Annotated in this window: 21 protein-coding genes and 1 tRNA gene; 8 read left to right on the forward strand and 14 right to left on the reverse strand. The window is 34.5% G+C overall.

Annotated elements, in window-relative coordinates; all coding sequences use genetic code 11:
* Positions 1-17: 17 nt before the first annotated feature.
* Positions 18-530 carry an RNA polymerase sigma factor gene (locus C8N37_RS00215; RefSeq protein ID WP_108157016.1) on the reverse strand — a complete coding sequence of 171 codons (513 nt, stop codon included), beginning with the start codon at positions 528-530 and terminating at the stop codon, positions 18-20.
* A 263-nt stretch (positions 531-793) separates the two neighbouring features.
* The gene (gene murB, locus C8N37_RS00220) at positions 794-1,810 is read right to left on the reverse strand and encodes a UDP-N-acetylmuramate dehydrogenase (RefSeq protein ID WP_108157017.1); all 1,017 of its coding nucleotides are present in this window, start codon (positions 1,808-1,810) and stop codon (positions 794-796) included.
* A 104-nt stretch (positions 1,811-1,914) separates the two neighbouring features.
* Between murB and C8N37_RS00225 the strand changes: the two genes are divergently transcribed.
* Complete coding sequence (locus C8N37_RS00225) at positions 1,915-2,520, forward strand: TetR/AcrR family transcriptional regulator (RefSeq protein WP_108157018.1); 606 nt, start codon at positions 1,915-1,917, stop codon at positions 2,518-2,520.
* 4 nt (positions 2,521-2,524) lie between these two features.
* Here C8N37_RS00225 and C8N37_RS00230 read toward each other — a convergent pair whose 3' ends face one another.
* The 3 genes from C8N37_RS00230 to C8N37_RS00240 all read right to left on the reverse strand — a co-directional run bounded on the left by C8N37_RS00230 (position 2,525) and on the right by C8N37_RS00240 (position 6,222).
* Complete coding sequence (locus tag C8N37_RS00230; protein ID WP_108157019.1) at positions 2,525-3,499, reverse strand: YpdA family putative bacillithiol disulfide reductase; 975 nt, start codon at positions 3,497-3,499, stop codon at positions 2,525-2,527.
* 20 nt (positions 3,500-3,519) lie between these two features.
* A complete protein-coding gene (locus tag C8N37_RS00235) occupies positions 3,520-5,718 on the reverse strand; it encodes an FUSC family protein (RefSeq protein WP_153195824.1) in 2,199 nt (732 codons plus the stop codon).
* Between the two features lie 93 nt (positions 5,719-5,811).
* Complete coding sequence (locus tag C8N37_RS00240; RefSeq protein WP_108157021.1) at positions 5,812-6,222, reverse strand: organic hydroperoxide resistance protein; 411 nt, start codon at positions 6,220-6,222, stop codon at positions 5,812-5,814.
* A gap of 202 nt (positions 6,223-6,424) precedes the next feature.
* Here C8N37_RS00240 and C8N37_RS00245 point away from each other — a divergent pair, with 202 nt between their 5' ends.
* The 5 genes from C8N37_RS00245 to C8N37_RS00265 all read left to right on the forward strand — a co-directional run bounded on the left by C8N37_RS00245 (position 6,425) and on the right by C8N37_RS00265 (position 11,880).
* The gene (locus C8N37_RS00245; protein ID WP_108157734.1) at positions 6,425-9,001 is read left to right on the forward strand and encodes a phosphoenolpyruvate carboxylase; all 2,577 of its coding nucleotides are present in this window, start codon (positions 6,425-6,427) and stop codon (positions 8,999-9,001) included.
* Positions 9,002-9,075: 74 nt separating this feature from the next.
* Entirely contained in the window at positions 9,076-9,627 is a 552-nt protein-coding gene (locus tag C8N37_RS00250) for a hypothetical protein (protein WP_108157022.1), read from the forward strand.
* A gap of 16 nt (positions 9,628-9,643) precedes the next feature.
* Complete coding sequence (locus tag C8N37_RS00255; protein ID WP_108157023.1) at positions 9,644-10,669, forward strand: Gfo/Idh/MocA family oxidoreductase; 1,026 nt, start codon at positions 9,644-9,646, stop codon at positions 10,667-10,669.
* 159 nt (positions 10,670-10,828) lie between these two features.
* Positions 10,829-11,716, forward strand: a complete 888-nt coding sequence (locus tag C8N37_RS00260) for a Ppx/GppA phosphatase family protein (protein WP_108157024.1) — start codon at positions 10,829-10,831, stop codon at positions 11,714-11,716.
* A gap of 80 nt (positions 11,717-11,796) precedes the next feature.
* Positions 11,797-11,880 (forward strand) — tRNA-Leu (locus C8N37_RS00265).
* A gap of 47 nt (positions 11,881-11,927) precedes the next feature.
* On the opposite strand, the gene C8N37_RS00270 is transcribed toward C8N37_RS00265, so the two are convergent.
* From C8N37_RS00270 to C8N37_RS00305, 8 genes are all read right to left on the reverse strand, one after another.
* On the reverse strand, positions 11,928-12,722 hold the full coding sequence (locus tag C8N37_RS00270; protein ID WP_108157025.1) for a (Fe-S)-binding protein: 795 nt from the start codon (positions 12,720-12,722) through the stop codon (positions 11,928-11,930).
* Between the two features lie 21 nt (positions 12,723-12,743).
* Positions 12,744-14,042 (reverse strand): (Fe-S)-binding protein, encoded by a 1,299-nt coding sequence (locus C8N37_RS00275; protein WP_108157026.1) that lies wholly within the window; start codon positions 14,040-14,042, stop codon positions 12,744-12,746.
* 485 nt (positions 14,043-14,527) lie between these two features.
* On the reverse strand, positions 14,528-15,100 hold the full coding sequence (locus C8N37_RS00280) for an OmpH family outer membrane protein (protein ID WP_228115839.1): 573 nt from the start codon (positions 15,098-15,100) through the stop codon (positions 14,528-14,530).
* Positions 15,101-15,208: 108 nt separating this feature from the next.
* The gene (locus tag C8N37_RS00285; RefSeq protein ID WP_108157027.1) at positions 15,209-15,742 is read right to left on the reverse strand and encodes an OmpH family outer membrane protein; all 534 of its coding nucleotides are present in this window, start codon (positions 15,740-15,742) and stop codon (positions 15,209-15,211) included.
* Between the two features lie 78 nt (positions 15,743-15,820).
* Positions 15,821-18,388 carry an outer membrane protein assembly factor BamA gene (gene bamA / locus C8N37_RS00290; protein WP_108157028.1) on the reverse strand — a complete coding sequence of 856 codons (2,568 nt, stop codon included), beginning with the start codon at positions 18,386-18,388 and terminating at the stop codon, positions 15,821-15,823.
* A 122-nt stretch (positions 18,389-18,510) separates the two neighbouring features.
* Positions 18,511-19,248, reverse strand: a complete 738-nt coding sequence (locus tag C8N37_RS00295; RefSeq protein WP_108157029.1) for an isoprenyl transferase — start codon at positions 19,246-19,248, stop codon at positions 18,511-18,513.
* Between the two features lie 417 nt (positions 19,249-19,665).
* Entirely contained in the window at positions 19,666-20,553 is an 888-nt protein-coding gene (locus tag C8N37_RS00300; protein WP_108157030.1) for an NAD kinase, read from the reverse strand.
* A 74-nt stretch (positions 20,554-20,627) separates the two neighbouring features.
* Positions 20,628-21,290 (reverse strand): CBS domain-containing protein, encoded by a 663-nt coding sequence (locus tag C8N37_RS00305; RefSeq protein WP_108157031.1) that lies wholly within the window; start codon positions 21,288-21,290, stop codon positions 20,628-20,630.
* Between the two features lie 231 nt (positions 21,291-21,521).
* Here C8N37_RS00305 and C8N37_RS00310 point away from each other — a divergent pair, with 231 nt between their 5' ends.
* Positions 21,522-22,355 carry a 1-acyl-sn-glycerol-3-phosphate acyltransferase gene (locus tag C8N37_RS00310; protein WP_108157032.1) on the forward strand — a complete coding sequence of 278 codons (834 nt, stop codon included), beginning with the start codon at positions 21,522-21,524 and terminating at the stop codon, positions 22,353-22,355.
* A 4-nt stretch (positions 22,356-22,359) separates the two neighbouring features.
* Positions 22,360-23,319, forward strand: coding sequence for a GNAT family N-acetyltransferase (locus C8N37_RS00315; RefSeq protein WP_108157033.1), 960 nt, complete (start codon positions 22,360-22,362; stop codon positions 23,317-23,319).
* A 28-nt stretch (positions 23,320-23,347) separates the two neighbouring features.
* Here the strand turns inward: C8N37_RS00315 and C8N37_RS00320 are convergent, their stop codons facing one another.
* Positions 23,348-24,661 carry a DEAD/DEAH box helicase gene (locus C8N37_RS00320; protein WP_108157034.1) on the reverse strand — a complete coding sequence of 438 codons (1,314 nt, stop codon included), beginning with the start codon at positions 24,659-24,661 and terminating at the stop codon, positions 23,348-23,350.
* Positions 24,662-24,758: the final 97 nt, after the last annotated feature.

Genomic DNA, 24,758 nt, shown 5'->3' on the forward strand with positions numbered 1-24,758 from the left:
ACCGAAGGTATAAAAACTTAATCGATAAGTTTATAAGTCGATAATGATTTTTTCATTACTTTTCGAGCGATATGTATTCGTGTTTTAACAGTACCAATAGGAATTGCTAAATATTCTGAAATTTCATGATACTTATATCCTTCGAAATACATGCTAAACGGAACATAGTAGTCTTCTGAAAGCTTGGAAAGGGCTGTATGTATATCTTCCATGACAAATTTATTTTCACCTTGATTTTTTGATGCTGACAAGATCAAGTTAGCGCTTGAAATTTCTTCTTCTTTGGTTATGAAAGAATTCGTTTTAACAATTCTTCTGTAATTGTTAATGAATGTATTTTTCATAATAGTATATAACCAACCTTTTAGATTGGTGCCTTCTCTAAAGTTGTTAAAATAGGTAACAGCCTTTAACATTGTGTCTTGCACCAGATCATTTGCGTCTTCGGTGTCATTTGTAAATTTCTTTGCATAGTGCTTTAGGGAGTCGGATTGCTCTACCACTAATGAGTTGAATTCATACTTAGTCATATCACTGAATTTATATTCACTTTAAAATGAATGGTTTGCAAAACACTGAGTGAGAAATAAAATGTTAATTCCTCAGCGATTTTAATACGGTTCAGTAATCTGATTGCAAATAGTATGCTAATTATTGAGAATTGATATAAAATTAATGAATATTTAACAGCGAATTTCGTTTACAGAAAAGTTATTTTTCTATAAACACGAAGTCAAATACCTAATAGGGCGCTTTTTTATGAAAAATATTATAAAATATTTTTCATAAAAAATTAAAAAATATTTACTTCGCGCTCTAATTTCACATTGAATTTTTGATAAACGTCGTTTATTATTTCAGACGATAATTCAAAAATTTCATTTCCTGTAGCGGATTGTATATTTATTAGTACAAGGGCTTGGTTCTTCCATACACCTGCCTGACCAATCACTTTGCCTTTCCAATTGCACTGTTCTATTAGCCATCCAGCAGCAAGTTTTATACGCCCATCGGGCATATCATAACTGATCATCTCGGGGAATAATGTTTTGATTTTTTTGAACTGCTCGGCAGATACAATCGGGTTCTTGAAAAAACTTCCAGCATTTCCAACTGTGCTTGGATCGGGTAATTTTTCAACGCGAATAAAAGATACAACTTCTGCAATATCGCGTATCGTAGGATTTGTTATTTTACGTTTTTCAAGCTCAGTACTAATTGCACCATAGGAACTGTTGATCGATGGACTGGTATGGAGTTTATAAGTTACCTCCGTAATGATATATCTACCTTTTTGCTCGGATTTGAAGATACTGTCTCGATAAGAAAATTGACAATCTTCATTATAAAAAATCCTAAATACACCTTCAAGTGTATCAAAGGCAACACAGCTATAGAAAATATCCATGAGTTCAGTGCCATAAGCTCCAATATTTTGGACAGGAGAGGCGCCGACCGTGCCCGGGATGAGGGCCATATTTTCTAGTCCGTTGTAATTATTATTTACACAGAACCATACGAGATCGTTCCAGATTTCTCCAGCTGATGCTGTTAGGAATATTTCCTGCTGAACTTGGTTTGCTTTTATTCCTTTGATATTAATTTTGATGATATAGCCTGCATAGGGTTGGGTGAATAAAATATTACTTCCTCCGCCTAATGTCAGAAAGTCTTTTTCGAATATACCAGATTCATAAGCATCCAATAATTGAGTTGCCTCAGTGATCTCAATGAAATGTTGTGCAACTTCCTCAATTCCGAATGTGTTATATTTTTTTAAAGAAATATCTGATTGTATATTTATACCCATTGTTGACTAGTTTTTTCAAAAAATCAAAAAAATAAATTATCTTTATATAATAGTTAGTAAAGATAGTACAAAGCAGTAATTAAGTGTAATTAATTTTTGAATTGATGGCAAATGCAGATTTAAAAAGAACTAGGATATTAGAGGCGGCAACACGTAGATTTGCGCATTTCGGCATGGCAAAAACAACCATGTCAGAAATTGCTACTGATTTGAATTTTTCAAAAGCACTACTTTATTATTATTTTCCAGATAAGAATAGTTTGTATTCTGCTGTATTTGAATACGTCATTGATAAAATGGTTCAGGATATTAAAGCTAAAATTAATACTTGTGATGATTTTGAAGAAATCATGATGTATTCACTTGATAAAAGAGTCGAACAAATCAATAAGTACTATAACTTATTTGAATATACTATCAATATGGTCAAAGAGCTTCCGGAAGAATTGGAACGCGTATTTAAAGAATCATATGAAAGAGAAGTAGAACTTTTTGTTGAAATATTAGTGATCGGTGTAGAACACAATAAAATTGAGGTTGAGGATATTGAAGAGACAGCTCGAATTTTATTGTATTCTTTATTTGGAATGCGAATGGGTATCTTGAAAGATATGAAAAACATGTTATTTCCTACTAAAGATGAGTTTGACGATATCTTGAGTTTACAAAAAAAGATGATGAAGATCTTCTTAAAAGGATTAAGGAAATAGCATATTATTGATGTTCCTGCTTGATCGCTGTTATAATCTGTTCAGCATGAATTCTAGAATTTTCTATGAACCATAAATGAGTGTTTAGACCTCCGCATACAACACCTGCAAGATAAAGACCTTTGATATTTGTTTCCATGGTCGCGGGATCATGCTCTGGAATACATGGTGCTTCTTCACTGATATGGATACCGACGGATTTTAGAAATTTGAAATTTGGCTGATAACCGGTCAATGCCAATACAAAATCATTTTCTAAAATAATTTCACCATTTGGAGTGTGGATATAAGCGTGAGATTGAGTTACCTTGGTCAAAGTACTTTTATATAATACGCGTATCTCACCTGCTGCAATCCTATTCTCAATATCTGGTTTGACCCAGTATTTGACTCGAGGACTTATTTCTTCTCCACGTATGACCAGGGTGACATCCGCTCCTTTTCTAAAGGTCTCTAAAGCGGCATCAATGGAAGAATTACTGGCACCTACAACAATAACTTTTTGATTGACATAGTAATGTGGATCTTCATAATAATGTTTGACTTTATCCAACTCTTCTCCAGGGATATGGAGCTCCATAGGAATGTCATAAAAGCCTGTAGCAATGATGACGTATTTGGAGGTATAGCTGTTTTTGATCGTTTGTGTATGGAAGCCAAATTCAGTTTTATCAATTGCTGTTACTTCTTCAAATAAATTAATTTTTAATTTGAACTTTTGTTGAATTCGTCGATAATACTCCAGCGCCTCGGATCGCTTAGGTTTGGGCAATGTCGTCACAAAAGGTATATCTCCAATTTCTAATCGGTCTGATGAAGAAAAGAAAGTCATATTTTGGGGATAATGATAGAGTGAATTGACTAGGCATCCTTTTTCTAATATGAGATACGAGAGATTATTTAAGGAAGCTTCTAAAGCACAGGCAAGTCCTATTGGCCCTCCACCTACGATGATGATATCGAAATAATTATCTTGCATAATTGCTTTTTATTTTAAAACTATTGCACCTTTTTGTTTAACATGAGGTCACCGCTTTCCGCACTCGTTTTTTCTTTTAACTGTTGTACTAATTTAGCAATATCTGCTGCGATTTTATTGATAAACTGTAGTTGCTCTGTCATTAAATTACTGTTATCGTCGCCGATCTCATCTACTGCTATGAGGCTTTCAGGTATCTGGAAATCTACTGGTGTAAATATATTTTCCTCATTTGGATTGCTAAGATCTTTAATTGCGCTTTCCAACGAACTTAATATTCTACGAATCAATTTGACATGTTCTTTTGTAATGCTATGGTTAGCTCTTGATGAAGTGACCTGATTATGTAAGGTGACTGCAAATGAGGCTAAAACATGATTGAAAATGACAAACTTATTGACATCTTTTGTATATTTCTGTTTGTTTTTTGGCTCTGTTAACATGCGTTGGAATGTTGATCCCATATTTGCTGTTTCCACATAAAGCTTTTTTCTAACCAACTTGTATTCTGTGACTGTAGGTTCATTTCCTGCAATCTCTTTGATGGTCAGTGCTATATAGTGATAACTTGCCGTGAGTAACTTTTGCATGGAAACTTTAACTTGTGTCGACTCCCAATTTGGGAAGATGACATAGCTGGATAGGAAGGCGATCATGCCTCCAATAAATGTATCAAAAATTCGCTCTTTTGTTACCTCAATGGTATTGGTGCTGACAAAGCTCAGCATGATCAGTACATAAGGAGTCATGAATATTACAGCTACGATGTAGTTGACCCGAAAAAGGCTATAAGCACTTAAGAAGAAAAATATAAGTAAAACAAAGCGAATGGTTTCATCATGGACCATGAAAAGAATAAAAGCTCCAATGAGTCCTCCAATTATGGTCCCCATTAAGCGTTGAATATTTCTTGATTTTGTTAATCCAAATCCTGGTTTTAAAATGACCATGATCGTCAGCAATATCCAGAATATATTTTGGCTGATATGAAATGACTTCGCTACAAAATAAGATAATGACATAACGATGGCCATGCGTAGCGCATGTCTAAAATAGGTTGAATCTAAGGTTAGATTTTCTCTTATTTTTTTAAAATCAATAATAGATGGCTCAATAAACTTTTTTGCTTCATCAATTTCTTGTTTATTAATTTCCGTCGATTTTAGATGAGAATAACTGTAGATATCGTTGATATGGCGGATGATATCTCTGACATTGATTAAAATTTTTCGTAATGCAATGGTATTATATTGAAAGTCCTTTTCTACCTGATCGATCCTTTTGTGCATTAAGTTGATCTCTTGATCAAAGTTGTACATTGGTGTTGGGATCCGATTGGCATTTAATTGATAGGCGATATGATCCAATTCATTCGTTAATTTTAAGATGATATGTTTGAATTCATTTAAAATGCCGGTATGTCCAAATTTTTCACTTACGGCATTATAATCATAATGAGTAGCCATACTTTGTTCAAAGAGGTCAATGATATCATTGAATACGAATGTCAAATATCGCCCAGTTTTCGTGGTATCTTTGATGGATCTTTTACTCTGAAAGAGTAGGTTTCTTACATTTTCCTGATGGTCGTTTACTTCGACTTGTTTTTCGATCAGTTTCAGGTAATTTTTGTCGTTATCAACATTGATATCGTAAAAATTGGCTTTTAAACGTAGGTAATCGGCAACATGGCGGATCGATTCGGCAAGTTCTTGTTGCGTTAGTCTATAGGGTCTAATCTGCGTGATCGATAAGCTAATGATGATATACCAAAGGCAACCTATAGTGTAATAAAATAAATAGGTCAGTGCGCTGTATAAGGTAAATGGTGTATCCACATGGATAAGCATCATCAACATACACATTAATCCAACGTTTGCTGCACGTGCATTGAAAACAGCAAACATGGCAAATATGAAGCACAGCGCAGCAATTAATATCGTTAATAAGTAAATGTTGGAATTGACAGATACTGTCAGTATAAAAGTTATAATAGTCAATATGCCCGCAAAATACATTCCAGTACGACGGTGGGAGGGGGCTCCTGGAGTATCAGACAATCCAACCAGAAGGGCTCCTAATGAAACAAATGTTCCATTTATGAATTGACCCATTGCCGCGAATATAATAACAGGTATTATACATCCAATGGTGATCCTGATGCCATCGGCGAAATATTGGCTATAAAAAAAACTCTTTATCTCTTGTGTCTGCTTCATAATCTAGAATACAAACAAATATACAAGATTGAATAGGAAAAGCTATGCTTTTACAATAAAAAGCATAGCGGGTTCATATTTGAAGATGAATAACTAAATACCTGTTATTTTTGTTTCTACATTTCCTCTTGTAGCCTTTGAATATGGGCATACATGGTGTGCTTTTTGTGCCAGTTTTTGTGCTTGCTCAGCGCTAAGAGTAGGAACATGTAAGTCAATTTCTGCAGAAATAAAGTAAGCATTGTTTTCTTCATTAAATGTTGCGCGTACCGTCACTGTAGCATCGGTCATATCGACGTTATCTTTTTCTCCTACTGCTGCTACTGCTCCTAAAAAGCAGGAACTCCATGCGGCTGCAAATAATTGTTCGGGATTAGTTGCGTTTCCATCACCGCCCATTGCAGTTGGTTTTTTTACAATTAAATCAATGATACCGTCTGAAGATTTTACTTCACCATTACGTCCGCCAGTTGCAGTAACTTCTGCTGTATAAATTTTTCCCATTTTGTAACATTTAGTAATTTGTACTTGATCAAAAATAATATAACAACTGAAAAACGTTTTTGTTCTTAATAATATTGTAATTTTAGGATGTTATTATTAGTTTTTTTTCATTTAAATGATTATTTGAATATAAATTTTATATATTTGAATGTTTGATCATATTCAAACGTTCTCCATTAACTACAACTGTTTTTTCTATAATATGAAATTAAGTACAAAAGAAGCCGTTTTTCAAAACGAAGTTTTGACGCGATTTGAACTTTTTAAAAGTCTATTTTTAACGCTACCCTTCCAACAGGTAAAGGATACGGGTACCTTATTACCTTTTTTTGCCAAACACTGTGAAAATGGAGTAGAGAAGCATCAGACTCCGGAAGATATCATCAATACTTTTTTTGAGCAGCATGAAATTTATTCGGATGAGGAAACTCAAGTCGATTTGTTATTTCGATTTGTACAATACATCGAAAGACAGGTGGTGCTTTTTGATGCAATTGAAGATTCTTCATTTAAAGCAATTGGTAAAACAGATCAATCTTCACAGCTTGGTTCTTTAATTAAATCTTCAGAAACAAATCCGGAACTGAAGCGAAAAATAGTTGCGAAACTAAAAGATTTCTCTGTCCGCCTTGTATTGACTGCTCACCCGACTCAGTTTTACCCTGGATCTGTTCTGTCGATTATCAACGATTTGATCAGTGCGATCAAAGAGAATGATATTCATAACATTCATTTATTATTGCAGCAGCTTGGTAAAACACCTTTTATCAATAACAATAAACCAACTCCTGTTGATGAAGCGATTAGCTTGGCTTGGTTTTTAGAAAACGTTTTCTACAAAGTTGCTTCTGAAATCCAAACTTATATTGATGATGAGTTGGGAATTGAAACAGAAGAGGTAAGGCAATTGATTGAACTGGGCTTTTGGCCAGGAGGGGATCGTGATGGAAATCCAAATGTAAGTGCTGATAGTACTAAAAAAGTGGCAACGCTTTTAAGAACGATCTTATTCCGTTGTTATTATCGAGACTTCAGAGTGGTCAAACGCCGTATTACTTTTAGAGGGGTTGAACAATATATGGATAATTTACAGGAATTATTTTATGAAAATAGTTTTAATCCTGTTGAAAATCCAGTCGATGAGACTGCCCATATTATTGAAAATCTAAAAGCTATTCAGGAGGTTTTGAAAGAGAAGCATAATAATCTTTTCGTGGAGATTGTAGATGATCTTTTGCGTAAAGTAATGACTTTTGGATGCTTTTTTACCACATTGGATATTCGTCAAGATAGTAGTATTTTGACTCAAACTTTTAATTATATCATTAAGAAATATCCTCAAGAAACTGGTATTTCTGCCGAATTTGGATCATTATCAGAGAATGATAAGCAAGAAGCTATCAATTTCAAAGAATTGGATCTGATATTTGATGATGAAGCCACTGCATTGGAAAAGGATACTTTGGAGGTTATTCGTTTGCTCAAAAACATTCAAAAATCAGGTTCTGAACGTGCTGCGCAACGCTTTATCATTAGTAATTGTCAACAAGCAAGTGATATTTTAGGTTTAAGACAACTTTTCTTATGGTCAGGATGGACAAAGGATGCATTGACAATTGATTTTGTACCATTGTTTGAAACGGTAGATGATTTAACCCGGGCTGCAGATGTAATGAAATCTCTTTATACAAATAAGGAATATGCGAAACACCTTAAATTGAGGGGGAATAAGCAAACTATTATGTTGGGTTATTCTGATAGTACTAAAGATGGTGGATATCTAATGGCAAACTGGTCTATCTACAGTGCTAAAATTGAATTAACAGCTATTGCTAGAGAATATGATGTCGATCTTGTATTTTTCGATGGTCGTGGAGGCCCACCTGCAAGGGGGGGAGGTAAAACGCAAAGATTTTACGCTTCGATGGGACAGGAAATTGCAAATGATCATATCCAATTGACTATTCAGGGACAAACCATCAGCAGTCAGTATGGCTCTTTGGATACTGCCCGATTTAATATTGAGCAATTGTTACATGCTGGTATTATATCTGATCTTAAACAGCGATCGAGTGATACGTTGACACCACATCAAAAAGGTATTGTTGATAAGCTGGCTGATCTGAGTTATAATAAATTTATGGATTTGCGTAAAAATCCGTTGTTTTTAAGTTATTTAGAAAACCTATCACCATTAAAGGCGCTGTCGTCTATCAATATCAGTAGTCGCCCAGTTAAGCGCAATTCGGATAAAGAATTGAAACTTAAAGATCTACGTGCGATCAGTTTCGTTACTGCGTGGAGCCAGTTAAAACAAAATATCCCAGGTTTTTACGGTGTGGGTACAGCATTGAAGTGGGCGGAACAGAATAATCTTTGGAAGGATGTGCAACAGTTATACTTGTCTTCTGGTTTCTTCCAGACATTAATTGACAATTGTATGATGTCTATGACCAAATCCAATTTTGATATTACTTCTTATATGCAGTTTGATGAGAAGTATGGTGCATTTTGGAAAATGTTGCATGAGGAGTTTTTGGTTACTAAGGAGTATTTGCTAAAATTAAGTAATACCTCTAAGTTAATGGAAAACTATCCTATCGATCGCGAATCTATATTGGCTCGTGAACATATTGTATTGCCGTTATTGATTATTCAGCATTATGCGATCAAAGTCATCAATGAGGGGAATTTGGATGAAAAGAAACGAGAGATTTATGCTAAATTGATTGCAAGGACCATTTATGGTGTTGTCAACGCAGGAAGAAATGTGGCATAAAGTTTCAACTCTTTTTTAATAAGAGTTTTGAACCCCGTTTATTTTATTATTTTTGTGCTGTTAATATAATTGATATGAAATTTAATAAGTTATTTATAGCGGTAGCAGTTTGTGGAAGTTCTTTATTGGCTTCTTGTAACTACCAAACAGGTTTGGATAACCAATATAAAAATTCACGCGCTTCTTTAGCTGATGGAGATGCTTATGCAATGTTTAAGTATGTTGGTGAGCAAGGGAATTATTTAGTTAATTTAGCGAAGTTTGCTGAGTCAAAATCAACTTCTGCTGATACAAAAGCATTATCTGCAAAGATTCAAGATGTATATAGCACCATTCTTCCTGAGTTGGACTCGTTATCATTAAGTCTTCATGTGAATGATGCTATGAGAGGTGTACCTGCTTTTGAAGCACCTACTGCGTTAGCTGCTGATAGTACTGCTGCATTTAACGATAAAGCTTATACTGATTTGGTTGCTAAAATTCAGGCTGAAGTAAATAGCAAATTGACCAAAGAGTCACATAATACAAATGCTGCTGTAAACCATTTTTCACATGAGAGTTTAGAAAAATTACAGGAAGTATATAAACTTGCTGGTGGGAAAGTAGATGAGCATGCACATCACTAAATAAAACTTTATTTTAATGACTGTAAATAAAATAGTTACAGGTGTTTTGTCGTATGGAATGTCCGGAAGGGTATTCCATACGCCATTTATAGCCAATAATGATCGCTTTGAATTGCGTGCTGTAGTGGAACGATCTACTAAGAATGCGCATGTAGATTATCCTTCAATTATCAGTTATGATCGCGTTGATGATCTGTTAGCAGATAAGGAAATTGAACTAGTTATTGTCAATACGCCCAATGATACACACGTAGCATTTGCAAAGCAAGCTTTATTAGCGGGAAAACATGTATTGATAGAAAAACCATTTGCACCAACGGTCGCAGAAGCGAAAGAATTGTTTGATCTGGGAAGAAAGGTTGGTAAATTTGTGCTGCCGTACCACAATAGACGATTTGATTCGGATTTTAATTCTTTAAAGTCTGTTTTAGAATCCAATAAGTTGGGCGGACCGGTTGAACTTCATTTACGATTTGATCGTTATCGTGCAGAAATAGGTCAAAAGGTTTTCAAAGAAACTAAACGTCCTGCTGCGGGTATCTTATTTGACTTGGGGTCACACCTATTGGATCAGGTGATCTCTTTATTTGGGAAACCTATTTCTGCAGTGAAAAGAACATCTATTCATCGTAAAGATTCGGAGGTGGATGATTTTGCAACCTTATTGCTGACTTTTGATCAAGGGCTGACTGTATTTATTACAGTGAGTATGTTGGTTTTGGAATCACAATATAGTTTTTTGCTACATGGTACAAACGGAACTTTTGTGAAGAACCGTACCGACGTTCAAGAAAATCAATTACTTGCTGGTGTCAGTCCAATTGATGATCACTATGGCGAGGAAAATGATGATGCGCTAGGCTTATTGACTTATCTAGAGCATGACAATTTGATTTCTGAGCACATAAAAGCACTGAAAGGTGATTATATGCAACTTTTTGATGCTGTATATGATCAAATCAGAAATCATAAAGCATACTTTGTTACAGAAGAACAGATTTATTGGCAGTTGGAAATATTGGAGCAGCCATCCCTATGTTAAATTATTATTTTGTTTATAATAATTTAACATAAAATGCATCTTGGCTTCATTTATTATTTATATTTTCGAAACAATTAAAGAGGTATTGTTGAAAAGGCATAAGTTATTCCCTTTCAATAAGAAATCAATTTCATTTTTATTTACTTTAACTGTATTAATGTGAGGTATGCTGCGATCGATATCGGCTCAAATGCTGTCAGACTTTTAATTGCTGATATTATTCAAGAAAAGGATGGTTTTTCATTTAAAAAGAATACTCTTTTAAGGGTGCCACTTCGTCTTGGTGATGATGCTTTTATTCATCAAAAATTATCGCCAAAGAAAGCGGAGAATTTAGTGAAGACTATGCGTGCTTTCCGAGATCTGATGGATGTGTATAATGTTGAAGATTATATGGCTTGCGCTACATCTGCTATGCGCGACGTATCTAATGGCCCTGAAGTAGTTAAGAAAGTAAGTGAAATTGGCATAGACATCGCTATTATTGATGGCACTACAGAGGCTGAAATCATCTACAATAGTCACTTGGAGGCAAAGATGGATCTGGATAAGGTGTATTTATATATTGATGTTGGTGGAGGTAGTACAGAGTTATCTTTATTTGCGAACGCAAAACTTGTGAATTCTAAATCTTTTAATTTGGGCACAATTCGTATTCTAGATAATAAAGATGAACAGGAAACGTGGGATGATCTAAAAGAATGGGTAACTAACAATACAAAAATGTACAAACAGGTATATGGTATTGGTACGGGTGGAAATATCAATAAACTTTCCCGATTGGCTAGTGAAAAAGCTGATAAACCTATTTCTTATGCAAAATTGAAAGCCCTTTATCATTATTTAACATCGTATTCTTTAAAAGAGCGTATTACGTTATTGGGTTTAAATGATGATCGTGCTGATGTTATTATTCCTGCTACAGAGATTTTCATGACAATCATGAAGTATGGACATTTAAAACAGATCATGGTGCCACGTGTGGGGTTAGTTGATGGGGTGATCCATACCTTAATAAAAAAGAATTTATTAAATCAGGGTGGATAAAATAAAAATTAGGATCTAAGTAAAAAATACTTGCAGATTTTAAAAAAACGTTTAAATTTGCGTTACCATTTTGAAAATAGGCCCAGGTGGCGAAATTGGTAGACGCACCATCTTGAGGGGGTGGCGCCTGTATGGGTGTGGCAGTTCGAATCTGCTTCTGGGTACATCATATTGATGATATAAAAAAGGTCTGGATATTTCCAGACCTTTTTTATATATTATTGGCTCTTACCGTTATTTCTGCAATGTCTAAGACCTCTATCTCTGATTCCTTTTCTTTGATTTTGACACCATCTTTAAGCATTGTCATACAAAATGGACAAGCAGCAGCAACAATTGTTGCCTGACTGTCGATAACTTCTTCGATTCGCTCTATATTGACGTCTTTTGTCCCTTTCTCGGGTTCTTTGAACATCTGACCTCCACCAGCTCCACAACATAGCCCATTGCTCTTACATCTCTTCAATTCAATTAATTGTGCATCTAGACTTTCCAATACTTTTCTAGGAGCCTCATATACTTCATTTGCACGACCTAAATAACATGGATCATGATATGTAATCTTTTTGCCCTGAAATATGTTTCCATCTGCTGGTTTTAACTTTCCTTCATCAATCAACCCTTGGATCAATTGGGTATGGTGAATGAGTTCATAATTGCCTCCTAGAGCTGGATATTCATTTTTAAGAGTGTTAAAACAATGTGGGCAAGCGGTAACTATTTTTTTTACATGGTATCCATCCAATACCTGAATGTTCATCATGGCTTGCATTTGGAATAGAAACTCATTTCCAGCACGTTTTGCAGGATCTCCTGTACAGCTTTCTTCTGTACCTAATATTGCATATTTGATGCCCACATGTTGTAAAATACGACAAATGTCACGGGTTATTTTCTGCGCTCTTTCATCAAAACTTCCGGCACAACCTACCCAAAATAGAATATCTGCGGTTTCACCTTTAGCCGTTAATTCGGCCATAGTTGGGACGTGTAATTCTTTTTCCATGATTTTAGTTTTATAAAAGTATTATTGTTGGGAGGTCCAGTTTGCACGATCCATCTGTGAATATTTCCATGGAGCACCGTTATTCTCTACATTTCCAAACATGGCGTTGATGCTCGCTGGCGCTTGAGATTCTTCCATGACAGCATACCTTCTTAATTCAACAATAATTTCAAGGGGATTAATATTAACAGGACATTGTTCTACGCATGCATTACAGCTCGTACAAGCCCATAGTTCTTCACGTGTTATGTACGTGTCTAATAACGATTTTCCATCGTCGACAAAGGTTCCATTTGCCCTTATATTTTTACCTACTTCATCTACACGATCACGGGTATCCATCATGATCTTTCTAGGGGATAATAACTTGCCTGTGATATTAGCTGGACAAGAGGCTGTACAGCGACCGCATTCGGTGCAGGTGTAGGCATCAAGTAGATTTTTCCATGTCAAGTCTTGGACATCTTTTGCTCCAAATCGAACTGGCTCATCTGTAGTAGGAGGGGTAAAGCTAGGATCGAGCATTGCTTTTACCTCATTTGTTACATTTTCCATATTCGTTAATTCTCCCTTAGGTTTTAAATTTGAAAAGTACGTATTGGGAAATGCCAAAAGGATGTGTAAATGTTTTGAATAGGGTAAATAATTGAGGAAGGCAAATACACCTAAAATATGGAACCACCAACAAATTCGCTCAATAAGAATTAAAGATGAAGGATCGGATGGTAAAAAGGAAATGATATACTGACTGATTGGAAAAGATCCTGCTGTGATGTAATGTGATTCGCCATACAGCTGTAATTTTTGATCTGCTGCATTCATGAGTAGGAAAGCCGTCATTAACAGAATTTCTGCAATTAAAATAAGATTGGCATCAGTCTTGGGCCAATTTTTCAACTCAGGGCTATTGAGACGTTTTAGATGAACGACATTTCTACGCATGAAGAAAATGATACAGCTTACAAGTACCCCAAATGCTAACCATTCAAATGATGCAATCAAAAAATTATAAGAACCTCCTAAAAATGATAAAAATCGATGTGTTCCAAACATTCCATCAATGACAATTTCGATCATTTCAATATTAATGATGCAAAAACCGATATAGACGAAAAGATGCAAAACTGCAGGTACAATTCTCTTGAACATTTTCTTTTGGCCGAAAGCGACCAATAGCATGGTCTTAAGTCGTTCTGCAGGTTTATCGTTTCTATTGAGCGCTCTTCCTATTTTAATATTTTTATATATCTGTCTTGCATTTCTTGCAAACAGAATAATCGCGCTAACAAAGCATAATATAAATATAAGTTGGCTAATCATATCTTTTTATAACAGTATATACACAAATATAATATAAATAATATATTATGCTTGCATAATATATTATTTAGAATTTTTAAAAATTAATGGCTTATTTGAATAAAATGGTTTATTTCCATCTTTAAGGTATTTGATCAGAAAGCATATTAGCATTGACAATCTGATGGTCCATTTGTTTATCTTTTAAAATTAAATATTTGCTGTATTGATTTTTTGTCTAACATACCAATATGAATGTTGTGATGATGGTCAATTTAAGTGAAATTATTTTACAAATAAGCCAGTCATAGAGTAAGGTAAGGTAAGGTAAGGTAAGGTAAGGTAAGGTAAGGTAAGGTAAGGTAAGGTAAGGTAAGGTAAGGTAAGGTAAGGTAAGGTAAGGTAAGGTAAGGTAAGGTAAGGTAAGGTAAAACAAAAAACAGCAATCCTTGTGGAGATTGCTGTTTTTTGTTTTTATTCTGAAAAATCTTTCAGAGACAATTCACTTATTTTTTTGCTGGAGTAGGAGCAGCAGTAGCTGAAATACCTAATTTGGTTTTCACAGCAGCAGTTAAATCATCACCACCTTGAAAATAAGGAATGTTTGTACTTGAAATATCAAAAACATAAGCATATCCTTTTTCTTTGGATACGTTATTAAGTGCTTCTGACACTTTTCTATGAATCGGAGAAATTAACTCTTCTTCTTTTTTGTTTAAATCTTCTTGAGCAACACGTTGATTTTCGTTGATACGAGTTTCGATATCACGTAATTCAGTTCCTAGTTTTTGCAATTCAGCATCTACCGTTTCTTTGTTTGCTTCACTTCTATTACGTGCTTTGTCATTTGCTTCTTTTTGTTTTGTTTGATACATAGCATACATATCTTGAAGCTCTTTTGTTTTTCCATCACTTAACGTTTTCAATTGGCCTTCAGCCGTTTTGAATTCTGGAGTTGATTGAATAATTTCTGCAAAATTGATATGACCAATTTTTTGTTGTGCATGAGCTAACTGAGTTGCAAAAAAAACTGCTACAAATGCAATAGCACCTTTAAATAAATTTTTCATTCTTTTCATGTTAATCTTAAATCGTCTCTTTAAATTATTTCGAGACAAATTTTTGTGTTTCTAATTTAATACTTAATAATACTCCTATTCGTTCTCGCAATATTAATAAACTAATATCTAGTTTGCAAGTGCAGGATTAGGTTTTAATCCTAATTTAATAATGACATCATTACTTTTGTCGAGTTTTGGATTAGCATAAAGAAACGTCACTTCTTGACCTCTATCTAATATGATATCTAAACTTTGTGCTTGAGCTAAATCTTGAATTGCTTTAGAGACACGTTGTTGTATGGGTTGAACCAGTTTTTCACGTTGCTTAAATAACTCACCTTCAAAACCAAATTTTTGCTTTTGATAATCTTTAACATCTTTTTCTTTTTTCACGATTTCATCTTCACGACGTCTACGCATATCTTCGTTTAATAAAACTTGATCATTTTGATATGCTTTATACAGTTTTTCTATTTCAGCGTATTGCTGATCGACATCTTGTTGCCATTTTTGAGATAAATCATCTAATTGTTTTTGAGCAGACGTATATTCAGGAATATGTTTTAAAATATATTCTGAATTCACATATGCAAAATTTTGTGCAAAAGTAGCTGATACGGTAACTACAACAAATGCTATTACTAAAACTATTTTTTTCATGTTATTTATGTTATACTTTCAACTAATATATGAATTTCTTCTTTATGACATTTAATATTGCAAAAAGTTTAAGCGAGATTAAAATCCTCCCATGTTTTGCATAATACTAAATGTAAAGTTTTGTTTCCATGTACTGCTTGGTAAGCCTGGGATCGGATCAAATGCATGACCGTAATCAATACCTAACATACCAAATATAGGTAAGAAGATACGTGCTCCAACACCTGCTGAGCGTCTTACTTTGAATGGATTATATTCTGAAAACTTATTCCAAGTATTACCTGCTTCAGCAAAAGCTAATACGAAAACCGTTGCTTGTTCATTTAACATTACAGGATGTCTCAATTCCATTTGGTATTTGGTATAAATTGGACTTCCTGAATTTCTTGCAATATTAACATTTTGAGTCCCTTCTGGAATAATAACACCATTTGCATAACCACGCATCGCGATGATCTCAGATCCTTGTAAGAAGTCAAACCCTTGCATACCATCACCACCGACTTTGAAACGTTCAAATGTAGAAATGCCTGTTTTATTAGAATAACTACCTAAGAAACCAAATTGTGCCTGTGCTTTGAATACCAATTTACCAGCAATTTTTGCATACCATTGTGAATCAAATTTCCATTTATGATATTCTGTCCATTTGTATTTCACATTATTTTCTGCTGTTTCATAATTGATATTATTAAATAGCGAGTATGGTGGCGTAACTTGAACGGAGAACTTAAGGTTAGATCCTGAAGTTGGATAGATCGGCGCATCAATTGTATTACGGCTGAATTCCTGTGTTAAGTTTATATTGTATGCTGTACCATTGTCAAATAAGAAATAGTTGGCATAATTCTGCAATTTGTAACGTTGAAACGATAGGGAAGTGTTGGCTTGGAACCAGTTATCTGGCCATTGTAAACGCTTACCTAAGGTTGCGGTTACACCTGTCATCCATATCCGGTTCAGTTCTGAATCTTTTACCGTTTGCTCTCCAGTATAGTAATTAAAACCTCCATATGATGAACTAGATGTATAGGCGCTTAAACCAAAATAGATTGGTTTTTTACCACCTAACCATGGCTCTGTAAAGGAGAAACTATAGGATTGGTAACGTTTACCTGAAGTCTGTCCACGGATACTTAATTTTTGTCCGTCACCACGCGGCAATGGCTTCCAAGAGCTCTTATTGAAAAGATTACTTGTCGAGAAGTTATTGAAGGTCAATCCTAAAGTACCGATGATCTGTCCGGCACCGTAACCTCCTGATAGCTCCACTTGATCTGAGGGCTTCTCTGCTACGTTATATAAGATATCTACTGTTCCTTCAGCATGGTTTAAATTTGTAGGAACTGGATTTGTCTTTTGCTCATCAAAATTACCCAATTGTGCAATTTCTCGAACAGAAGTCATAATTGCTTCTTTTGAAAACTTTTGACCTGGCTTGGTACGAATGGATCTTAATACCACACGGTCATTGGTCACATCGTTTCCTTTTATTAATACATTATTAATAGTATACTGTGCACCTTCATATACGCGTAAATTGAGATCAATCGTATCGTTATATATGCGTGTTTGTTCTGGATCAATCGAGAATGTCAAATAGCCATCATTCATATATAATGAAGAAATGTCATCACTATTTCTACCACCGCCCAACAATTTAGTATTCAGTTTTTCTTCGCTAAAAATATCACCTTTGCGTATACCTAAAATTCTATTTAAAACGGTGTCTGTATATTTCGCATTTCCAGACCATTTGATATTACCCACATAATATTTAGGACCTTCATATACATCAATATTGACTAAGACATTTTTATCGTCAACTTTAATGACAGAGTCTTGTATGATTTCTGCATCTCGGAAACCTTTGTTCTGCATTTTAGAAACCAAAGTTTCCTTTGCTTCTTTATATTTTTCTTCTTTGAATTTTCCAGGACCAAAAATACGGAACCATGCTTTTTGCTTAACTCCTTTTAAATTCTTTCGGAGTTGTTTCTGTGTAAATTCTTTATTGCCTGTGAATGTTATCTTTTTTACACGAACTTTGTTTTTACGATCTACATCGGCAATTAATATCTCATTATTGGCCTGAGCACTATCTTTTTCGGTGCTAATTTTAATTTCTGGATATAAATAAGCTTTCTCTCTTAAGAAACGTTGGATGGTATTGCGTGTGGTATTGATCAAATTTTCATTGACAACTTTACCGGCGTTATCATTTAATCTTTTACGAACTTCTTCTGTTTGGCTTTTACTCAAACCTTTAATATCTATTCGCGTTAAACGAGGTCTTTCAACAACACGAATGTTTAGAAAAATGGTTTCACCTTCTATTTTTTCTGACCATAATTGTACGTCATCAAAAAGCCCTTGAGCCATCATCACTTTCACTACATTGGATGTGGCTTCACTAGGAACTTCAATGTATTGCCCCACAACAAGTTTAGATATCGTAATTAATACATTGTTGTCAAGATGCTGCGTTCCTGAAACTGTCACACCACCAATGATATAGTCTTTAGGGGATAAATAACTTATTTGGTTGGGATCATTCAGGTTTATAGCAGTTCCATTCACTTGAGCTTGTGCGAATTGTGGTTGGGTACATGCTAAAAATAATATAACAATAAGTATGCGCTTCATTTATAAATTTTTATTGATGCTAAAGTACATCAATCAGTTGTTAATTTTTGTTAATTAAGAAAAATTTAAGAACCAGCAAAATATGAAGGTTTAAAATCAGTCAGCAAAGTTACTAATAAAGATTAGATCTGCTCACTTGTTTTTCCAAATCTTCTCTCACGCTGTTGATAATCAAGAATAGCCTTAAATAGATCTTCTTGTTCAAATTCTGGCCACATCTTATCTAAGAAACAAAATTCAGCATAGGCAATCTGCCATAAAAGGAAGTTGCTAATTCTGTATTCTCCACTTGTACGTATTAATAAATCAGGGTTTGGTATGTTGGATGTATAGAGATTTTGTTGAAATACTTCAGTTGTAATCTCGTCGACGTTAAGTTCACCTTTTAATACTTTTTCTGCAATATTTTTTGTGGCCTGTACAATTTCCTCTTGAGAACTATAGCTTAATGCCAGCGTTAACACACAATTGGTATTGTGTGCAGTCATATCCATTGTTTCTTGTAATTTTTCTTGACAATTTTTAGGAAGTTTAGACAGATCTCCGATGGCATTTAGACGGACACCGTTTTTCTGAAAAGTTTTGATTTCTTTTTTTAGTGAAGAAACCAATAGTTCCATGAGGGCTATTACTTCTAATCGAGGACGATTCCAATTTTCTGTAGAGAAAGCATATAAAGTAAGATGTTTTACCCCAACTTGAATAGTTGCTTCTAGTGCCTCTCTAACAGCCTTGACACCATTTTGATGACCAAAAATTCGCAATTTCCCTTTTTCCTTTGCCCATCTTCCATTGCCGTCCATAATAATGGCAATATGTTGTGGAAGCTTATTTTTGTCAATATGATCTATTGTGCTCATGTTCTATTTCTTTACTTCTGCCTATCTCGCGATTGGTAAAACCATTTATATCTATAACCTTATATCATACATGAAATAGGTATAGTCGTGATTCCATCAAAATTAGCCTTATCTTTATATGCATAACGGTATGCTATCTGTCGTTATGATTGAATGTTGATCGTCTAATTATATGTATGAATTGAAAATTACTTTGATCAACAATTATAGCTTGTCTTCATCTATATTTCTTTTTTTGATTTCAAATTCAATAACTCGCCGTTACTATTATTAAGTGAATAATCAGCATTGAGCGATTTTTGCTCAATAAATCTCAATTTTTTGAATAGAGTAAGCTAAATGAATAAGTTCTTCAAAATATTTTGTGGTAAATATAAATCTTTTTGATGAATAGAGAATTAGAAATTATTGCTAATATCAATAATTTCTAACGTCGAGCCCCCAAAGTAATTTCTCTCTTAGGGTCTCAAAATAGCTTTCTCCATCTAACCTGATTAAATTAATGTAGAATGGTGCTTTTGTGATTTTCAATTTAACGTTACTCGCAATTGTTTCATTTTTTGAATCACAGCTCAAAATATATTTTTCAGATCGGCTTTCAATTTCTAAATCTAATTCAAACTCAGATGATATGACTACAGGACGTACATTCAAGTTGTGCGGGGAAATTGGAGTGATCACAAAATTGCCACTTCCCGGCATGATAATAGGACCCCCACAACTTAGAGAGTAGGCAGTCGAGCCGGTCGGAGTGGCAATAATCAGACCATCTGCCCAATAAGAATTTAAAAGTTCTCCATTTAAGTAGGCATTAATAGTGATCATGGCAGAGCTATCGTACCTAAAAACAGTAATATCATTTAAAGCATAATTGCTGTTTCCTCCAAACAATTCTTTATCTGGGGATTCAACTGCCAAAAGTGCTCTTTTTTGAATTTTATAATTTTTAACAAGAATTTGATCAATGGATGTTTCAAAATCAGTTTTATTTATCGAAGCTAAAAAACCCAATCTTCCGAAATTGATACCAGCGATGGGTATGCCTGAGTTGTGAATTAGTGATACTGCGGATAACATGGTCCCATCTCCGCCGAGGCTTAACATAAAATCGGTATCTAGAGGAAGGTCAATATTAGAAGTGTAGGTCGAAAAGTTTTTATTACACTCAAATTGGTTCTTAAGGAAGTTGTAAAAACTATCGTAAATCCATATTTCTACATCTTTCGCAATTAAATATTCTAGTAAATGTCTTACATGGGGAATAACTGAAGGAGTAAATTCTCTACCATAAATTGCCACTCTCATATTTGTACAGTATTTTTTATCTAGCAGTAATGATTGTCTTTGTTTGCCAAAGATGAGAAAAAACAAGCGTATTGCTAAATATTGATGTAATTCATTAATTGTTTGTACCGATCTTCTAGATCATCAAACTCTTGTAAGGTGTTGAAACTTGCCATGACCTTATAATTTTGTCTTGCGAAAGAGGAAAGTAAATTTGCGATATTTGATTGATCGACTTTTATAGTTACTTGGATTGTAGCATTTTCAAGCACTGCTTGTGTTGAACAATTCAATATTTGACAATTCTCAACTTCAACCAAGTGGGCAATTTTGGACAATGAAAAATCATGAGCACCGATTTCTAAAACTATAATAGCTCCAACGTCATTAAGGGATTGTAGAACCGAAATCGTTTTGATTAACTCTAAGGAAGTCAATAGTCCTCTAAAATTATTGTGTTCATCTAAAACTGGCAAGATATCCATATGGTATGCTGTCATTAAGCGAATCGCATCATAAGGATGCTGACTTGCCATGACATATATAGGATCTGTTCTTAAATGAATCGTAGCAACAGTGAATTGATCATCAAGGGCATTTAATAAATCATTTTGGGTTATATAACCCAAATAGTTATCGCCGTCTACGACTGGTAGTAAATGAAATTGGAAATCTTCCATTCGATCTAAGGCAAAGGCGATCGTGTCAGTTTGCTTTATAGTCGTGTTTTGTGATAGGGGGATGTTCGCTATATACATGTCCGTTGTTTATCTGTATACTATTGACCTTAAATTTAATAAAATGTTTAAACAATCCGATTTTTATTAATAAAAAAGATTGATCACGTTAAAGGTCATTAAATTTTTACTTTAACTTTGCACTGTTTATATATTATTGATAATGGATTGTACAAATTTTATCTACTTTTACAAAAGTGCGATTTATATTTTGAATATGTAACGTAGTTAAATCATAGTACTGGAATTTTTATGGGTGAGGTTGCAAGTCAGAAATTTATTGAAGTTAGGGAAGTAATTCGAAAGAAGAGTCCAAAATTAGCCAAATGGATTCCCTCTTTCTTATTAAAATATTTAGAGCGAACTATTCACGAGGATGATATCAATGATATTATGACTCGTTTTGCACATTTACAAGGATTGGACTTCGTAGATGCCCTAATAAAAGATTTAGGCGTCCATGTCGAGTTAAGGGGCGCGGAAAATATTCCCACTCATGAAAGTGTTATTTTTGCTTCTAATCATCCCTTAGGAGGTCTAGATGGGATTGCATTTATGCATGCTATCGGACAATATCGTAAAGATGTTAAGTTTCTGGTTAATGATATATTAATGAATGTAGGTAATCTGCAACCCTTATTTATACCAGTTAATAAATTAGGCGGGCAGGGAAAGAGTGGTATTGCTGCTATTGAACAGGCTTATGCTTCTGATACCGCGCTATTGGTATTTCCGGCGGGTCTAGTCTCTAGAAAGCAATCAGATGGGAGGATTGAAGATCTTGAATGGAAGAAAAGTTTTATAAATAAGGCAAAGAAATATAAAAAAGATATCGTACCGGTATACATTGAGGGTAAAAACTCTAACTTTTTTTATAATTTTGCAAGGCTAAGACAGAAGATTGGCTTAAAGGCAAATTTGGAAATGCTTTATCTACCTGATGAAATGTTTTCTCAACGCAACCAAACTGTGACGATTGTTATCGGCGAGAAAATATCTTACACACATTTTGATCAATCTAAAGGCGAAAAAAAATGGGCTGAAGAGGTTAAGCGATTGGTTTACGGAATGTCTCAAGAAAAATAGAATTATGCAAGAAATTATTGCTCCAGTTGATAGAAAGTTGTTAAAAGCAGAGCTAGGTAAAGATGCTTTTATACGTTACACTAACAACGGAAATAACGAAATATACTTAATCAATTATCATAATGCACCCAATGTGATGCGTGAGATAGGACGATTAAGAGAATTAACTTTTAGAGGTGCCGGTGGTGGTACTGGATTATCAATCGATATTGACGAAAATGATACCTGTGAAGATTGTTATGATCAATTGATCGCATGGAATCCAGAAGAAGAGGAGGTTGTTGCTGGTTATCGTGTGATTAAATGTGCCAATGCCTCTATGAAAGATGGTATTCCGAATTTATCTACTGCACATTATTTTCAATTATCAGAACGATTCAAAAGTGACTATTTACCTTATACCATTGAATTAGGTCGATCATTTGTACAACCCAAATTTCAGCCTGCCATCGATAATCGTAAAGGAATCTTCTCATTAGATAATCTGTGGGATGGACTTGGCGCTTTAGTGATGATCAATCCGGATATCAAATACCTATTTGGAAAAGTGACCATGTATCCTCATTATAATAAAGAAGCGCGTGGTATGCTACTTTATTTTATGGAGTATCATTTTCCTGATAAGGAAAATCTAGTAGTACCTATTCCTAGTTTGAATTGTGAAAATGATTTTTCACAGTATGAGGGTATGTTTGACGGTTTAGATTATAAAGAATCCTATAAACTATTAAATAGTAAAATACGTGCATTGGGAGAAAATATCCCCCCTTTAATCAATACCTATATGAATCTTTCACCAACGATGAAATCATTTGGAACAGCTATTAATGATGAATTTGGTGAGGTAGAAGAGACTGGAATTTTGATTACAATAGCGGATGTATATCCCGTTAAAAAGGAGAGACATATGAATACTTTCGAACGCGATCGTGAGTATGGCAACAAAAAACCAAAGAGAGGCTAAGCCTCTCTTTTTTTATATGTTTCTTTATTTAAGAATCTCTTCTTCTAGAAGCACTTCGATTTCTATTTTCTGATCTTGGACCTGATGAGGTTCTTCTTCTATTCGCACCAGTACCTCCATGATTAGAGCTTTGACCATTTCTGGATGTCGACGCAGGTCTTCCTGATTTCTTCGCTGCAGCAGGCTTTTTTGGTGCCACACCTGAAATATGTAAGGCGTAAGGATGCTTTTCAACTAAAGGAATGTCCATTCGGATGGATTTTTGAATATCCAATAGAAAAGCATATTCTTCTTCATCACAAAATGAAATCGCCTGACCATCTTTACCTGCTCTACCTGTACGGCCAATACGGTGTACATATGACTCTGGGATATTGGGTAAGTCATAATTGATCACAAAAGCCAATTCGTCAATGTCAATACCGCGAGCAGCGATGTCTGTTGCGACAAGTACACGTAGCGTACGATCTTTAAAGCTTTTAAGCGCATTTTGGCGTGCACTCTGAGATTTATTTCCGTGAATGGCTGCCGATTGAATATTCTTTTTAGCCAGATCTTTAACAATGCGATCAGCACCATGTTTTGTTTTAGAAAAAACTAACACATGATTTATATTTTTCTCCTTTAAAATATGGATCAATAAATCTTTTTTGTCATTTTTCTTTACATAGTAAACCTCTTGCTGTATTTTTTCTGCAGTAGTAGATTCTGGAGTGACTTCTACTTTGATTGGGTCTACCAAAATGTGATTTGCCAATTTCTGAATTTCAGGAGGCATAGTTGCAGAGAAGAATAACGTCTGTCTTTTTTCAGGTATTATTTTGATCAATTTCTTCACGTCATGGATAAATCCCATATCCAACATACGGTCTGCTTCATCTAAAACAAAAAATTCTAAGTGTTTTAAATCAATATAACCTTGACCGTATAAGTCTAATAAGCGACCTGGCGTCGCAATAAGAACGTCGACACCTCTTTTTAGCGCATCACGCTGTGGCTGTTGTCCAACACCTCCAAAAACCACAAGACTTTTGAGAGGAAGATCTTTTGAATATTGATTAAAGTTTTCTTCAATTTGAATCGCCAGTTCACGTGTAGGTGTTAAAACTAATGCACGAATATTTTTTTTCGCAGTTTTAACTTTTGAATAGCTTAACATTTGAAGTATAGGAATAGCAAAAGCAGCTGTTTTTCCAGTTCCTGTTTGAGCGCAGCCTAATAAATCATTTTTCCTAAAAATGATTGGAATTGCCTGTTCCTGAATTGGGGTAGGAGTAGTATATCCAACAGCATCCAATGCCTTAAGGATTGGTGCTATGAGTTTTAAATCTTGAAATTGCAATCTAATTATTTATTTGTAAGCGACAAAGGTAACTTAATTTTATGGATTGCAGTTGTAATTTGTTGAAACATTTATTTTATATTTCAGCTAAAAATAA

Source organism: Sphingobacterium faecium, from assembly GCF_003054045.1.
In the GTDB taxonomy this organism is placed as follows: Bacteria; Bacteroidota; Bacteroidia; order Sphingobacteriales; family Sphingobacteriaceae; genus Sphingobacterium; species Sphingobacterium faecium.

Excerpts from the sequence above, each read along its gene's own strand:
- C8N37_RS00235 (WP_153195824.1), bottom strand. The coding sequence starts at position 5,718 with ATGAAGCAGACACAAGAGATAAAGAGTTTTTTTTATAGCCAATATTTC.
- C8N37_RS00270 (WP_108157025.1), bottom strand. The coding sequence starts at position 12,722 with ATGGAAAAAGAATTACACGTCCCAACTATGGCCGAATTAACGGCTAAA.
- C8N37_RS00300 (WP_108157030.1), bottom strand. The coding sequence starts at position 20,553 with ATGAGAGTGGCAATTTATGGTAGAGAATTTACTCCTTCAGTTATTCCC.
- C8N37_RS00230 (WP_108157019.1), bottom strand. The coding sequence starts at position 3,499 with ATGCAAGATAATTATTTCGATATCATCATCGTAGGTGGAGGGCCAATA.
- C8N37_RS00255 (WP_108157023.1), top strand. The coding sequence starts at position 9,644 with ATGACTGTAAATAAAATAGTTACAGGTGTTTTGTCGTATGGAATGTCC.
- C8N37_RS00240 (WP_108157021.1), bottom strand. The coding sequence starts at position 6,222 with ATGGGAAAAATTTATACAGCAGAAGTTACTGCAACTGGCGGACGTAAT.
- C8N37_RS00280 (WP_228115839.1), bottom strand. The coding sequence starts at position 15,100 with ATGAAAAGAATGAAAAATTTATTTAAAGGTGCTATTGCATTTGTAGCA.
- murB (WP_108157017.1), bottom strand. The coding sequence starts at position 1,810 with ATGGGTATAAATATACAATCAGATATTTCTTTAAAAAAATATAACACA.
- C8N37_RS00285 (WP_108157027.1), bottom strand. The coding sequence starts at position 15,742 with ATGAAAAAAATAGTTTTAGTAATAGCATTTGTTGTAGTTACCGTATCA.
- C8N37_RS00310 (WP_108157032.1), top strand. The coding sequence starts at position 21,522 with ATGGGTGAGGTTGCAAGTCAGAAATTTATTGAAGTTAGGGAAGTAATT.
- C8N37_RS00275 (WP_108157026.1), bottom strand. The coding sequence starts at position 14,042 with ATGATTAGCCAACTTATATTTATATTATGCTTTGTTAGCGCGATTATT.
- C8N37_RS00225 (WP_108157018.1), top strand. The coding sequence starts at position 1,915 with ATGGCAAATGCAGATTTAAAAAGAACTAGGATATTAGAGGCGGCAACA.
- bamA (WP_108157028.1), bottom strand. The coding sequence starts at position 18,388 with ATGAAGCGCATACTTATTGTTATATTATTTTTAGCATGTACCCAACCA.
- C8N37_RS00315 (WP_108157033.1), top strand. The coding sequence starts at position 22,360 with ATGCAAGAAATTATTGCTCCAGTTGATAGAAAGTTGTTAAAAGCAGAG.
- C8N37_RS00245 (WP_108157734.1), top strand. The coding sequence starts at position 6,425 with ATGAAATTAAGTACAAAAGAAGCCGTTTTTCAAAACGAAGTTTTGACG.
- C8N37_RS00215 (WP_108157016.1), bottom strand. The coding sequence starts at position 530 with ATGACTAAGTATGAATTCAACTCATTAGTGGTAGAGCAATCCGACTCC.
- C8N37_RS00295 (WP_108157029.1), bottom strand. The coding sequence starts at position 19,248 with ATGAGCACAATAGATCATATTGACAAAAATAAGCTTCCACAACATATT.
- C8N37_RS00305 (WP_108157031.1), bottom strand. The coding sequence starts at position 21,290 with ATGTATATAGCGAACATCCCCCTATCACAAAACACGACTATAAAGCAA.
- C8N37_RS00250 (WP_108157022.1), top strand. The coding sequence starts at position 9,076 with ATGAAATTTAATAAGTTATTTATAGCGGTAGCAGTTTGTGGAAGTTCT.